The organism is Salinivibrio kushneri, from assembly GCF_005280275.1.
Taxonomy (GTDB): domain Bacteria; phylum Pseudomonadota; class Gammaproteobacteria; order Enterobacterales; family Vibrionaceae; genus Salinivibrio; species Salinivibrio kushneri.
In genome coordinates this window covers 530,576-544,458 of sequence record NZ_CP040022.1, presented here as the reverse complement: position 1 = coordinate 544,458, position 13,883 = coordinate 530,576, and the positions used below count along the sequence as shown (strand labels likewise).

Below are 13,883 nucleotides of genomic sequence, written 5' to 3'. Positions count from 1 at the left end.
CGGTAGATGGCGCTCAGACGATGACGCTCAAACAATGGCGCTTAGTAGGTGGAGCACAGTGGCGGTTACCGTGCTCCTAACCTAATTGCTTAAAACAGCCACTCAGTGACGAGATCGTTGTCAGTCAGCACGCTATCGAGAAAGGCAAACAAGTGCGCATTCATCGGAGCCGTATCAAAGGCGCGAATGGAGGCAGGGTCTTGAATAAAGCGCTTGTTAGCGGCCTCGCCCTCTGGATAGGCGGCTTGCAGTAAGCCTTCAACCGCCAGCGGCGTCAATTCAAGGTGGCATTGAAAGCCATACACCCTTGGTCCGTACTTCACGATCTGGCGCGGACAGCCTTCACTGCTAGCCAACACACGACTATTTGGTGTCAGCCCCGGCATATCATTGTGCCAATGGCCCACAATTTCTTGCGGCGCGAAGTGTGGAATGTGCTCGTCGATATGGCCATCTTCGCTTAACTGGATGGGGAAGTAGCCAATCTCGGGCTCAAGACTTTTCTGATACGGTGCGCCCAAGGCTTCACCAATCAGTTGCGCGCCGAGGCAAATCCCTAATACCGCACTGCCTTGTTCGATACACTGCTTAATCAGCGCTTGCTCGCGCTGGCTATCAAAGTGCGGGCATTCAGATTGTGGCGTATCTGGACTTTGCGGCCCGCCGAGTACCACCAGTAGATCAATGCCTTCACCGCTTTCTGGCAACGGCTCGCCCCGATACAAATGACTGGTGGTCACATGATAGGCTCGCTCGTCACACCAATCTAAAATGGCACCTGGGCCTTCAAACGCCTCGTGAATAACAAGATGGACGCGCATTCCTCACTCCTTGGGATTTGTTTTACGCACGATTGCGGCTAAGCATACTATATTGAGCGTCGGCCTCAAGCCTTGCCAACCTCGAGTGGCGGGCGCGCCACAAACGCTTGAGTCAGCAACTGAAACAGCTGCTCGGTTGCCGGCAGTTCATCTAGGTGCGCGGCTAATGGAGTATGCACCTCGGCCTCAATGCGATCGGGGTGACCACAAAGCTGATTACACAGCGATACAGGGGCAACAATATGTTGGCAATCCGCATCAATCAGCAAACACGCTTGCGCCAGCATCACCGTTTGTTTGGCATCGCCTGTGCCCGCACCTAAACGCAGGATACGCTGGGCAGTTCCCACCACTTTTTTGCCGGCAATATTGAGGTTGTAGTCACCATCACAATACGAACCGGGCGTGTCGCCCACCGTCGTTGCAATGCCTAACTGATGGAAAAAAGACTGTAAAATGGTGCAAAAATACTGGTAAGCCGTCTGGATATGATACGGCGTGTTAGCAGGCCACACCGTCAGATAAGACACGTTAATCACCCCTGGCAATTGCGGTACCGGTGCCCCGCCAGTCCGTCGGCTTTGCACTTGCCACCCTAACGACGATAATGCGCGGCGTAATTCAGGCGTTTGGGGCCATTTTTGGCCCGCTGGCAGTACCAAGGTTTGCGCATCTGGCTGCCAAAGCAGTAATGCCTCATTGAGTTCGCTCTGCTCTACTCGGTGGATCAGCGCCTGCTCTTTCTCAAATGCAGATGCTACCGACAGCGAGGGATAGCGCAGAATCGTTTTTTGAGTCACCGTCATGCCCTCGCTGTCGTCTCGTTCACTAATTGCGCGATTAACCGAATAAACGCTGCCAAATGCTTGGGTTGCGTTTGTCGTGGTACTCTTCACGCAAGGCATCGATTTGGCGCATGCCTTGTTTTGCTTGGTCGAGGTCACCTTGGCTCAGCGCCGTCTCAATCTCATCCAGGGTCACCGCCAGTTTATCGAACCCTTCCATAAAGGTATCCGCTTTTTCTGGTGGGTAGCTGCCGGCTTTGGCTTGCGCGACCAAGGTTTCTAATTTCGCGACCGGTGCTTGCATGGCTTCAATGCTTTGTGCACTGGCGGCTTCTTTGAAGGTCATTTTCATTTCTTTCATGATCGGCTTAAGCTCAGAGGCTGAAACGCTCAACGACAGCAGCACCGCCATCGCGCCCGTGAGTATGACTTTCTTCATTTTCGCTCCATGTGATTGTTTTTTTAGTAATAATAATGCGTCTGTATCTTACTCACTTCTCGGCGCATTGCCTAGCATGGAAGCGTAAAACAATGTAAAGCACTTACACATCCCGCATCCAGATGGTATGATTAATTGTAAATGATAATGATTTTAAGTTAGATAATATGAAACAGCCAAACTATCACCTCACTCACGTTATCGATACCCAAACCGTCACACCCAATATGCAACGCTTGACCTTACAAAGCGACGCATTCGCGAACTTCCCCGCTGACTGTGAAGGCGGCTATATCAAGTTACTGTTTGATAAAGCGGGACGCACTGAACTCAGTAGCGTAGCTGAGGGCGAGCGCCCCGTGATGCGCACATACACCATTCGCCGCTTTATGCCTGATCAGCAGCAAATTGAAGTGGATATGGTTCGCCACCAAATCGAACGAACCGACTGTGGCTTTGCCGCGCGCTGGGCGCTGAATGCCCAAGTGGGTGATACCATTAACATTGCCGGCCCTGGAACGATTGCGCCGATTAATCGCGACGCGGATTGGTTCTTTATGGTTGCCGACATGACCGCGTTGCCGGCACTATCAGCCAAGATCAAAACCCTACCTCGCGATGCCAAAGGCTATGCGGTGATCCAGCTCGATACCGCGGAAGATGCCCAACCACTCGACGCCCCCGCAGGCATGGAGATTATTTGGCTAACCACCCCGACATTGGCCGAAACAGTAAAAGCACAGCCTTGGTTAGCCGGGCAAGTGTCCGTGTGGTGTGCCTGTGAATTTGAAAGCATGCGCGCACTGCGCCAATACTTCCGCAATGACCATGATGTCGAGCGTGAATTTATCTACATCAGCAGCTATTGGAAAAATGGCGTGACCGAAGAAGGCCACAAGGTGATCAAGCGTGAAGATGCGGAGAATAATCAGTAGGCCTAAACACCTTTTTTCACCTGCAGTGAGCGTGCTTATCGCGTCTCTACCCGCATAAAAAAAGCGCCGATATCGGCGCTTTTCTCGTTTAAGGGGGTTACCCTTTGATTATTTTGCTTGCTTATCGAGCAAGTCGAAGAAGAAGGCATATTCCAGTGCGTCTTCTTTAATACGCTTAAAGCGTCCCGATGCGCCGCCGTGGCCGGCTTCCATGTCGGTTTTAAACACTAGCGTATGGTTATCGGTTTTCAGCTCTCGCAATTTCGCGACCCATTTCATTGGCTCAAAGTACTGCACTTGTGAGTCATGCAGGCCTGTGGTGACCAACAAGTTGGGGTAGTCTTGCGCGCTGACATTGTCGTACGGTGAATAGCTGAGCATGTACTCATAGTAGGTTTTGTCATTCGGGTTGCCCCACTCGTCATACTCGTTGGTGGTCAGTGGAATCGACTCATCCAACATGGTGGTGACAATATCCACAAATGGCACATGCGCAGCCACCCCTAAATACAACTCTGGCGCTTGGTTGATGATCGCCCCCATTAACAAGCCACCGGCTGAGCCGCCGACCGCAAACACCTTGTCTTTATCGCCGTAGCCTTTCGCGGTCAGCGCTTTAGTCACATCAATAAAGTCGTTAAAGGTATTCTTTTTGGTAAGCTTTTTGCCATCGTCATACCAAGGGCGTCCTAGCATTTCAGAGCCGCGAATATGCGCAATCGCAAAGACAAAGCCGCGATCCAACAAGCTTAAACGCGTGGTGGAGAAAGTGGGCTCCATAGTGGCGCCGTAGGAGCCGTAACCGTATTGATAGAGCGGATTGGTACCATCTTTTTTGAAGCGGTCTTTACGATACACCAAAGACACAGGCACTTGCGCACCATCGCGCGCGGTTATCATCACACGCTCTGATTGGTAATTGTTAGGATTAAAATCACCCAGCACTTGGTTTTGTTTGAGCATTTCACGCTCGCCCGACGCCAAGTCAAACTCGTAATAGGTGCCCGGCGTAGTCAAGCTGGTGTAATAGACGCGCACCGCGGTGTTATCCATCTCTGCATTGCCGGTCAGGTAGGACGCATAAGCTGAGTCATTAAACGTAAGCTGATACTCCTCCCCAGTGGTGAGGTTACGCACCGTGGTACGCGGCAAGCCATTTTCGCGCTGCTCGTACACCAAGTGGTTGTCGAACAAGGTGAAATCAACCAACTGCACTTTATCATTTGGCGCGATCACATCTTGCCATTGGCTGCGATCGTCACGCTCGCTTTGATGAACCTTCATCAAGCGGAAGTTCACCGCTTGGTAGTTGGTATAAATGTAATACCACTCGCCACGCTTCGCCACGTCATATTCGATGCCGGTTTCTCGCGGATAAAACGCTTGGGCGGTGGCATTCGGATCATTGGCATCCACAAGCGATACGCCGCTGGTTTCAGTGCTAGAGTGCCAAATAAAGATTTGCTCACCGTCTTTGCTTTTGCTCAAGCCGGTGTAGTAGCTGGTATCCGTTTCTTCGTAAATTAAATGATCAGCGGATTGCGGCGTGCCCAGACGGTGGCGATAAACCTGATACCCCAGCAAGGTTTGCGGATCTTTTTTGATGTAGTAGAAGGCTTGGTTGTCGTTCTGCCACACAATACTGCTCGAGGCGCCTTCAATTTTATCATCGAAATACTCACCGGTGGTGAGGTCTTTAACTTGAATGCTATAAACGCGGCGGCTGAGGGTATCTTCCCCATAGGCTAATAGGTTTTCGTTTGGGCTGACGCTCAGTTGGCCAATACTGTAAAACTCATGCCCTTTCGCGAGCGCATTGACATCCAAAATTACCGTTTTGTCGGTGCCGGCAAAGTCTTTCGCACGCACATAGGTGCGATATTCATCGTCGCCTTCCACTTCACTGGAATAGAAATAACTGCCTTTTTTTACGGGCACCGAGGCATCGTCTTTGACAATACGCCCTTTGATTTCATCGAATAGTTTGGCCTGCATTGGCTCAGTGTGCGCGAGCACCTGATCGGCATAAGCGTTTTCTTGATTAAGATGGGCGATTACATCGGGATCTTGGCGCGCATCGTCACGCATCCAATAGTAGTTATCCACGCGCGTGTCGCCGTGAATGGTCATTTCATGAGGGATTTTTTTCGCGACAGGCGCACTCAGTTCGCCTGGGCTGGAAGCTTTCACGTGTGACTCTCCTTGAAAACTGCACCCTGAGAGCAAAGACACCGCCAGTGCTCCGGTGAGTAGAATGTGTCGGGACATACTTTTCCTTCAGGTTTATTTATTCATAACAGTAATTTAAAAAACAAGCATCTCTTTACTGACCTGAGGACATCAAGCAAGTTCCAATAAACAATCTTCTTTTTATCGTTCGTCAAATGATTGGCTGACGCATCGTTTCTTAATACCGGCCCATCTTTTAAGCTTAAAAAGGCTAATTTTTATACTTTAGCTATAAAAGGCTAATTAGATCAAAGTGAGGCTTTGTGTGATCACAACGCCCACTAATGTCGTGATCACTACCGACAATAACGAACCAATTAAAACGTATTCGGTTAGGCTGCGATCGGCAGAACGCGTCAGCTCACCAAAGCGGAAAATCGACTTGGCTGCCAGGACAAAACCGACGGCCGTATAGCTGCCGAGTAAGGTAAAGGTCAGGATCAAAATACGCTCTAAATAGCCAATCAACGCCCCCGCCGCCACGAGGCCATGATAATCGTGTTGATGATCAGAAGGTGAGTCCAACGTGATCGTAAAGCGCTGTAAAACGTGACTTATCAATACCGATGTCGGCTTTAAGACCAATAAATAGCCCGTACCAATCACGACGATCTCGCTAAATAAAGGCATCTCGGTCAGTCCAACCCAAGGCGGCTGCGCCACAAAACTCACGGCAATTAGCCCCAGTACCACAAGGTGTATGCCTTGGCTCACCGTGAAACGGACCAGTGATGACTGCGCGACAAGTTGTCCATCAAGCACGGCCACTAGGCGCTTGGTGATTATGCCCACCGCCAATACGCCCAACAGCGGCGAGATGTTTTGAGTCCAAAACACCGCAGGCACCAGTAAACATAAACCGTAGAGGAGCGGTCCTACCGTCCAATCCATTATTCGCGCGTGTGGTGTCGATTTCGTCCACCAACTCGTAGGCTGTAAATAGAAATCATAAATAAGGTGGGTCAGTAACAAGGGAACCAGCAAGGAAAGGAAGGCCATCATACGTGTGCCTCCACGGCTTGCTGAAACTCGGCCAACAATGCCTCGATAAGCCCCCAGCCCGCCGCTTTAAGGGACTTACTCACGGTTGCATCCGCGACCCCAAGCGCGGCCGCTAACTCGCCGTACGGGAGTGGTCGATCGCGCTGTAACAAAGGCAACATCATTTCGCATTGACGAGACGTCACATCGCTGAGTTGCCGGTCAAGATAACGGATCAGCAACGCAAATCTGTCTTCAAGATCGGTATTGGCGCAGAAAAAGACCAGCTGCTGGTGTTTCATTGCTTTTAAGCCACGACCAGATAGCACAAACGCCTGCCCCATTGACTCTGACACCACCTCACGCAAATCCGCTTGCTCAGCAATCGCAAAGCTGATGCGACAATCAAACGGTTTTCCCAGTGCTTTGATGGCAACACGATACATCACGACATAATGAAGCACGTTCGCCACATCATGGATCACAGATTGAAACTCATCACCGCGTATAATGCTGTGCTGATTAGCGCGATGCGCTTGCGATATATGGGCTTGTATGGTTTTGATCTGCGCGAGTACTCGCTCATACTCATCTCGATTTAAGGCAGTCGAATCCACCAGATCGCCACTGATCACCGCAATGGGTGCCTTGCTTTCTGTCACCATCATTCATCCTTGTTCACCAACCCCGTCAAATTTAGCCTTTTTTGGCAAAAAATACAAATTTACCCATAAATAGCAAAAAGATAAGCGAGGCCGCATCACGCGACCTCGCCGTTACTGACGTGTTAGCGACTAGAGCTGGGTCATATCGATCACCTTATCCGGCCAGTGCTCGATAAATTGTGGCTCATGAGACACCACAATCACGGTGCCTGCATACGCTTTAAGCGCGTGTTGCAATGCCATTTTTGCATCGACATCAAGGTGTGTGGTGGGCTCGTCTAACACCAGTACATTGGTTGCCATCACGGCTAAACAACAAAGCTTTACTTTGGTTTGCTCACCCCCGCTCAGTCTACGCAATGGCCGCACCGCCTTTTTACCACTGAGACCAAATTCAGCCAGTTTCTGGCGCGCGGTTTTATCTGTGAGCTGGCCGCCCACCCCACACACGGCCTGAACCGGAGAGCTTTCCGGATAGCGCCATTGTAAGCCTTGCTCAAAATACCCCCACTTTATGCCGTTTGCCGTGTCAATGTGGCCCCGTAGTGCAGGGATTTTTCCCAATAAGGTTTTTAACAATGTCGATTTGCCCAAGCCATTGAAGCCAATAATCGCGACTTTTTCGCCCCGTTGAATCTGAAGTGACAGTGGAGGCAAAAGCGGCGTTCGATAGCCAATCTGCAAGCCCTTGGCGGCCAAGACATGTTGCGACCTTAATGGTTTGTATTGGAACGCAAAGCTTATCGACTCACGCGTCTGTTTTTTTTCAATCGGCACCATTTTCGCAAGCTGTTTCTTGCGCCCCTTGGCAATACGCGCATTCACACCTGCGCCGTTCTTGCGAATATACGTGGCCAACTTATCCATTTTTTTCTGCTGTGCGACGTATTGCTTGTGCTGTGTTTCACTTTGCTGCGCTTTTTGTGCCATCGCTTGCTGATACGATCCTTTGTATTTGCGTATCTTGCTCTGGTCGATATCAACAATCGCTGTCGTGATCGACTCAAGGAAAGCCTCATCATGTGACACCACCATAAAGGTACCCGTATAGTGGTTCAGAAACTCCGCCAACCAAGCAACGTGCTCAGCGTCGAGGAAGTTCGTCGGCTCGTCGAGTAACATCACCTCGGCTTGTTCAAGCAGTAGTTTTGCCAACATCACTTTATGCCGTTGACCGCCACTCAACTGGCCCATTGCGGTTTGCATGCCCAATGGCGCGATCCCCAGCCCAGCCGCTACCTGTTCAATACGATGAGAGATACGGTAAAAATCTTGTGCCTCTAATTGGCTTTGCAGTCGTGCCGCTTTGGCAAGCACCGCGTCTGACGTGTCCACCGACATCGATGCGTAGATAGCATTTAACGCTCGCTCAACCTCCACAAGATCGCGATATGCCAACGCCATAAAGTCATAGATAGACAGTGTTGGGTCGATCGTTAAATGCTGGTCTAAATAACCGACTTGGATATTCGGTTGCCAAACAATCTCGCCACTATCCGGCAGCAGTTCCCCTTGCAGCATTTTTAACAGGGTACTTTTCCCCACACCGTTCGCACCCGTCACGCCAACATGTTCACCATGATGTAGCACCACGCTCGCACCTTGGTACAACACTTTTTCCTCAATTTGAAAACAGATGTTTTCAATCACTAATAAACTCATGTTTCTTTTCCATAAAAAAAGGCCGGTAACAAGTACCGGCCTTTCGTCATCATTAAAATGAATGCATTCTGCTGTGATCAGAATGCAAAAAGGCCGGTGATGAAGCATCACCGGCCTACCTCTCTATCGCGCCTTTACATCAGATACTGAGAGCCCTACGCGGATGGCGTATGACAATACCTGATGAAGATTTGATGTTAAGCTCCGAGCAACACTTCATCGTGTATTTGCGCGAAGCCCAACCTTCTTACGAAGTTCTTAAATAGAATATAAGCCATAATAGAGAGTCGAAATATCAACATGAGCGACGGAGAGTAATAAACCGAGGAGGTGAAGTCAATCCTATACATACAGCCTTGATACACACATCAAGCGATATTAGGTATATGCTCTGCGTCATGAGGGACGCTTTCCAGTGCCGAGACGTACACTTTAAAGGTATTTTTTCCATCATGCTTCGCCTGATAAAGCGCATCATCGGCTTGGGCCAACAACACCTTGACCATCAATCACTGGTTCGAACACGTCAGCACAATGAATCAGTACTTTATCGCCAATAGAATGGCCGATCGCAACAGCATTACGCCGGCACGAGCATCATTGCCGATTGGGCGGCGACATCAATGCCCTGCCCGCTCGAGACCGTGACGCCCGTTAGCATATCGCGCCAATCATTTTCCAGCGTCACTGAGAGTGATTGCGGCTCCAGGGATTTATTTAACACCAATATGCCTGCCTCTCCCCGTTGAATCACCAACCAGTCATCGGTCGCCTCCAAGACACGCATGGGCTCACCATGGGTCAAATTATGGAAGGCGATCATTTGCACCATCTTTGGATCTTGCCACGCATTTTGCCATCGTGGTTGGCCGTCTCCCCCTTTGATACCACTGGTATCAAGATCGGTATAAATCAGTGGCACGCCACCATCACGCCCCAAGATATACGCGTAAGCCAGCCACTCGCTCGCTTCGTCCATCACCAAATCCAAGAATACATCATTGTTGGGAATGTCATGGGTAATGGCAAACGTGATTGCACGCCCTTTCGATAAGGCTTGGCCGAAGCAATAAGGGTCAATCAATGATTCGAGGCTGCCTTGGTTGGAAAACGCCTGATAAAGCGTTGAGAACAGCGGAAAGTCGTAGGCACCTAAACATGTCTCTTGTAAATAGGGGGCCAGAAAGAGTTCATATTCTTCTTTGCTTGCGCCACCGTCGGTGATGATTTCACCAAAAATATGCGCATCATGGGTAATATCATCGGTCCACACGCGTTTGAGGTGTTCTAAGGTCATGTGCTTGGCCGCATCAATCCGAAACCCTTTGACACCAATTGCTTTCAACGCCTTAAGGTAAGCACGTTGCTGCGCGATCACATGATCACACACTCGCAGTGTTGGTAACCCTGGATCGCTAGGCCCGCCGCTAATACGCCCATTTTGCACTTGCCAGGTGTCCTTCCAATCTTGTATGCCAAACGCATCAACGAAGTCCTGCTCAGTAAACAGTGGCTGAGATAAATCACCGAACAATGTCAGTTCGCGATAGCGCTCTTCATGTGCTTGATAGGTTGCCATCACCGTTTGGCTGGGATAATTCAAGTCAGTGCGAGCGTGCGCTTCATTGGCCATATGATTGAAAATCACATCGACGTACGTAAACACACCAACATGGTTTAACGCTGCCACCATGGCTTTGAAATCCGTTGTGTTTCCGAGCGCATTTTCAATTACACGATAATCTTGCGGCTGGTACCTAAGCCACCAGCGTTCATCTTGCTCGCTTTTCATCGGAGGGGACACCAGCACCGAGCCATATCCTAACGCCCTAATCTCCGCCGCGCGCTGGGCAATATCCGCGTACTTCCAATCAAAAGCATGCAAGATAACGTTGGCTCTTGATGATTGGGTGTCTTGTAAACCGTTCATATCTTCCTTATCGCGTTCGCGCATCACCGTGTTTCCGTTGTAGATGGGCTTATTCAATGATCAAAATTATAAACGCTATATACGTGCCGCCCTCCTCCTTTGTCCGCTTGTGTAAGGATGATAAGTAAGGCGTAGTGGGTGTTTAGCTAAGGGACAGGCACGCTCGTTACCCAGTGTACCGGACTTCATAGCGGTTAGGGGAAAGCAGCGTTGGGCCTTCAAGTGGGTTAGCAACCCGCTTTGGCTAAGGAATAGAGCGTAGGGGGAACACTTTGAACGTGTTTTTTCCTCCATGCTTAGCCTGATAAAGCGCATCATCAGCTTGGGCTAACAAGCAATCAATATCGAGCGCTTCGGTGGTGGTGGTCATCCCGATGCTGGCAGAGAGGGTCATTTCAAGCGCTGAGCCACTGTTTTGAACCGCGCGGAGCAGTTCTGCCGATAACTGTTGCGCACTAGCACTATCACAGTAAGGCACCACGACCGCAAACTCTTCTCCCCCCAAGCGTCCGACAATCCCATTATCATCAACGACTTGCTCAAAAGTCTCAGCACAATGTATCAGTACTTTGTCGCCGACCGAGTGGCCAAATGAGTCATTGATGGCTTTAAAGTCATCCAAATCAATCATCAACACACTGATTGGAAAAGCGGCGGTCTCAACACGCCGTTTCGCTCTCGCCAAAAAGGCGCGGCGATTAAACAGTCCGGTTAAGCTATCTCGAGTCGCTTCGCGTTGGAGCTTCTCGTGCACGCGCTCCAGCTTATACAGAAAGATAATCAGGGTGTTAATCACGCTATAGGCGATGCCCGATAGAATCAGCCCTGCTTGTATTAGCGAGGTGCCCAGCAGTTGCGTAAATAGATCAGGATAGAGATGGGCAAATGTCGCTCTGCCGACATAAGCAGCACTGAATCCCCCCATCACCATCATCAGCCAACGTTTTAAGCGCTGGCCGCCGGTGTTCGTACTACTCACAATGGTTTGTGTCATCAGCCCTAACTGCATACTGACGATCAAGCTCGCGTAAACCACGCGACTCCCGATGTCATCAAGGTGCGATGCCATAAATATCACGGACAGGATAACAGGTAGCATCAACTGCCAACGCGGTACGTCGCGCGCAAAAATTTGTCCCAGCGCCCAATGGCTAAACGAAAAGGCCACTATCACGCAAGCATTATAAAAAACGATCCCGATGTAAGGATGAAGGTGCGGGCGGGCAAATAAGAATAGGTTGCTAAAACCATGGATAAACAGGGACACTGCCCACCCATTGATACCAGGTTCTTTACGGTTTTGTACCAACAAAAAACCCGCTAGCAGCCATTGGATTGCAGTCAGCGTAATGAGCAGTGTCGGTGCATCAAGTTTAAACATCAGCGATACGTTAATTAGGGCGCACTTCGATTTTACCACTTTATCCGTGGCCGTTTACCGGTAATCAATGTGCGCGGCTTCAATTTATGGCGATTAATCTTTATGACAGTTTCGGCGCGCTTGCGCTATTCACCGATCGTGAGCGATAGGATTAGTTGCGGTACAAGACTTTAATGATATGCCAGCCGAATTTAGTTTTTATCGGCCCAAGCGGGCGCAATAACTCGCCACTGAAAACGGCTTTATCGAAAGGCGGTGCCATGTCACCGCGGCGAAATTCGCCTAGATCACCGCCTCGCTTACCCGACGGGCATTGCGAGTGCTTCTTCGCGAGCGTTTGAAAATTTGCCCCTTTTTTAAGCTGATCAAGCAAAGAGGTTGCTTGCGACTTATCCTTCACCAGTATATGAAGGGCTGCTGCTTTCTTGGCCATCGAGCTATCTCATCAAATTAAAGCCGCTCAGTATACCGGATTTCTGTTACTGGATAACAGCCATAATAAGGCGACCACAACCGATGCAGAGGGAGTGAGTCTAGGCGAGAGAGGCGTTGCGCGAAAAGCCGGCGAAAATTCATTAGGGGTGGAAGAATAAAATAGATAAAATTCCCCCTGTCCGGCCTTTTCGCTGCCAGCTCTATTCAGTTTCGTCATAACCAAGTACGTTTAATTTCTTTCCGCCGCCATGGCTAAAAAATTCCTTAAAACGCTGATTTGATCGCATTTTGATGTAAAAAAACAGATTGGAGAAAGCAGCGTTTATCATCACAAAAAGCATCAAAAAGAGATCTAAGTCACACTGCTGGCACATTGATATTCATCTGACTTTAATATTTACACCTCTGATGGTTAAGCTGTCTGTATTATCTGCTATTTGTTTAAAAACATCGGCAGATGCTTTTACGGGTATAGGAGAGACAGGCACGTACTGCCACCTCACTCGATGAGAAACAGATCTCAATCACACTCTCGTTAACCACGAGTGAAAGCTAATCCACATATCGGAGGGACATGATGTCCATTTACAGCCACCTTAAGCAATTGACTGCAATTTCATGCGTTGCCGCCGCGCTAGGCTTCTCAGCCATGGCCAATGCCGACACTTGGCGTTATGCCCACGAGGAGTACGAAGGTGACGTGCAAGACGTCTATGCACACAAGTTCAAGGAGTATATTGAGGACAACTCTGAGCATACGCTGCAAATTTATCGTTTCGGTGAACTCGGTGAATCCGACGACATCATGGAACAAACGCAGGCAGGTATCCTTCAGTTTGTTAACCAATCACCTGGCTTTACCGGTTCGTTGATCCCAGAAGCACAAATCTTTTTTATCCCTTACCTGATGCCGACGGATATGGAAACCGTGATTGAGTTCTTCCGTCAGAGTAAAGCGGTGAATGAAGACTTCCCAGAGTTGTATGAAGAGCAAGGTCTCGAGCTGCTCAAAATGTATCCTGAAGGCGAGATGGTGATGACAGCGGACGAGCCTGTGACTGAGCCTGCCGATCTTCAAGGTAAGAAAATTCGCGTCATGACTAACCCACTGCTTTCATCGACGTATGAAGCCTTTGGTGCAACGCCAACGCCATTGCCATGGGGTGAAGTATACGGTGCACTCCAAACCAATATGATTCAAGGTCAAGAAAACCCAATTTTCTGGATTGAGTCAGGCGGTTTGTATGAAGTATCACCTAACTTAATCTTTACGCACCACGGCTGGTTTACCACCGCCTCAATGGCAAATAAGGACTTCTTTGACGGCTTGTCGTCCGACGAGCAAGCGATGATCCGCGATGCCGCTGACTATGCATTTAACCAAACCGTTGAACACATCCGCGGCTTGGCTGATGAATCACTCGAGAAAATCAAATCGTCGAGTGATGAAGTCACTGTGACTCGCTTGACTGATGCGCAAATCGAGAAGTTTAAAGCACGTGCGCCACAGGTAGAGGAAACCTTCTACGAAATGACTGGCGAAAGCGGCAAAGCCCTTCTTAACCAGTTTAAGAAAGACTTGGACGCTGTTACTAACTAGTCGCTAATCACTCAGGCACC

13 protein-coding genes are annotated in these 13,883 nt (G+C 49.6%); 2 read left to right on the top strand and 11 right to left on the bottom strand.

All coding sequences use genetic code 11. The features are described 5' to 3' along the window. Positions 1-89 precede the first annotated feature (89 nt). The 3 genes from FCN78_RS15510 to FCN78_RS15500 form a co-directional block, all read right to left on the bottom strand. Positions 90-821 (bottom strand): glutamine amidotransferase-related protein, encoded by a 732-nt coding sequence (locus tag FCN78_RS15510; protein ID WP_077659744.1) that lies wholly within the window; start codon positions 819-821, stop codon positions 90-92. Between the two features lie 65 nt (positions 822-886). Beyond that, positions 887-1,627, bottom strand: a complete 741-nt coding sequence (locus FCN78_RS15505) for a lipoate--protein ligase family protein (RefSeq protein ID WP_077659743.1) — start codon at positions 1,625-1,627, stop codon at positions 887-889. Between the two features lie 34 nt (positions 1,628-1,661). Continuing rightward, positions 1,662-2,045 carry a cytochrome b562 gene (locus tag FCN78_RS15500; RefSeq protein ID WP_069362878.1) on the bottom strand — a complete coding sequence of 128 codons (384 nt, stop codon included), beginning with the start codon at positions 2,043-2,045 and terminating at the stop codon, positions 1,662-1,664. A 167-nt stretch (positions 2,046-2,212) separates the two neighbouring features. Here FCN78_RS15500 and FCN78_RS15495 point away from each other — a divergent pair, with 167 nt between their 5' ends. Further along, positions 2,213-2,980 (top strand): siderophore-interacting protein, encoded by a 768-nt coding sequence (locus FCN78_RS15495; protein WP_077659742.1) that lies wholly within the window; start codon positions 2,213-2,215, stop codon positions 2,978-2,980. 108 nt (positions 2,981-3,088) lie between these two features. Here FCN78_RS15495 and FCN78_RS15490 read toward each other — a convergent pair whose 3' ends face one another. The 8 genes from FCN78_RS15490 to ppiC all read right to left on the bottom strand — a co-directional run bounded on the left by FCN78_RS15490 (position 3,089) and on the right by ppiC (position 12,261). Next, a complete protein-coding gene (locus tag FCN78_RS15490; protein WP_077659741.1) occupies positions 3,089-5,248 on the bottom strand; it encodes a S9 family peptidase in 2,160 nt (719 codons plus the stop codon). Positions 5,249-5,452: 204 nt separating this feature from the next. Beyond that, complete coding sequence (locus tag FCN78_RS15485) at positions 5,453-6,211, bottom strand: DUF3307 domain-containing protein (protein ID WP_077659740.1); 759 nt, start codon at positions 6,209-6,211, stop codon at positions 5,453-5,455. Then, the gene (locus FCN78_RS15480) at positions 6,208-6,858 is read right to left on the bottom strand and encodes a SatD family protein (RefSeq protein ID WP_235607611.1); all 651 of its coding nucleotides are present in this window, start codon (positions 6,856-6,858) and stop codon (positions 6,208-6,210) included. The genes FCN78_RS15485 and FCN78_RS15480 overlap by 4 nt, the downstream gene beginning before the upstream one ends. A gap of 126 nt (positions 6,859-6,984) precedes the next feature. Next, positions 6,985-8,517, bottom strand: a complete 1,533-nt coding sequence (locus FCN78_RS15475) for an ABC-F family ATP-binding cassette domain-containing protein (RefSeq protein WP_069362872.1) — start codon at positions 8,515-8,517, stop codon at positions 6,985-6,987. A gap of 368 nt (positions 8,518-8,885) precedes the next feature. Beyond that, on the bottom strand, positions 8,886-9,023 hold the full coding sequence (locus tag FCN78_RS15910; RefSeq protein WP_158014724.1) for a hypothetical protein: 138 nt from the start codon (positions 9,021-9,023) through the stop codon (positions 8,886-8,888). A gap of 74 nt (positions 9,024-9,097) precedes the next feature. Further along, complete coding sequence (locus tag FCN78_RS15470; protein ID WP_077659748.1) at positions 9,098-10,447, bottom strand: alpha-amylase family protein; 1,350 nt, start codon at positions 10,445-10,447, stop codon at positions 9,098-9,100. Between the two features lie 244 nt (positions 10,448-10,691). Next, on the bottom strand, positions 10,692-11,828 hold the full coding sequence (locus FCN78_RS15465; RefSeq protein WP_077659738.1) for a GGDEF domain-containing protein: 1,137 nt from the start codon (positions 11,826-11,828) through the stop codon (positions 10,692-10,694). A gap of 151 nt (positions 11,829-11,979) precedes the next feature. Then, positions 11,980-12,261 carry a peptidylprolyl isomerase PpiC gene (gene ppiC / locus FCN78_RS15460; RefSeq protein WP_069362870.1) on the bottom strand — a complete coding sequence of 94 codons (282 nt, stop codon included), beginning with the start codon at positions 12,259-12,261 and terminating at the stop codon, positions 11,980-11,982. Positions 12,262-12,837: 576 nt separating this feature from the next. On the opposite strand from ppiC, the gene FCN78_RS15455 reads away from it, so the two are divergent. Then, positions 12,838-13,863: a TRAP transporter substrate-binding protein gene (locus FCN78_RS15455; protein WP_198533047.1), complete on the top strand. Its 1,026-nt coding sequence runs from the start codon at positions 12,838-12,840 to the stop codon at positions 13,861-13,863. The last annotated feature ends 20 nt before the right edge of the window (positions 13,864-13,883 follow it).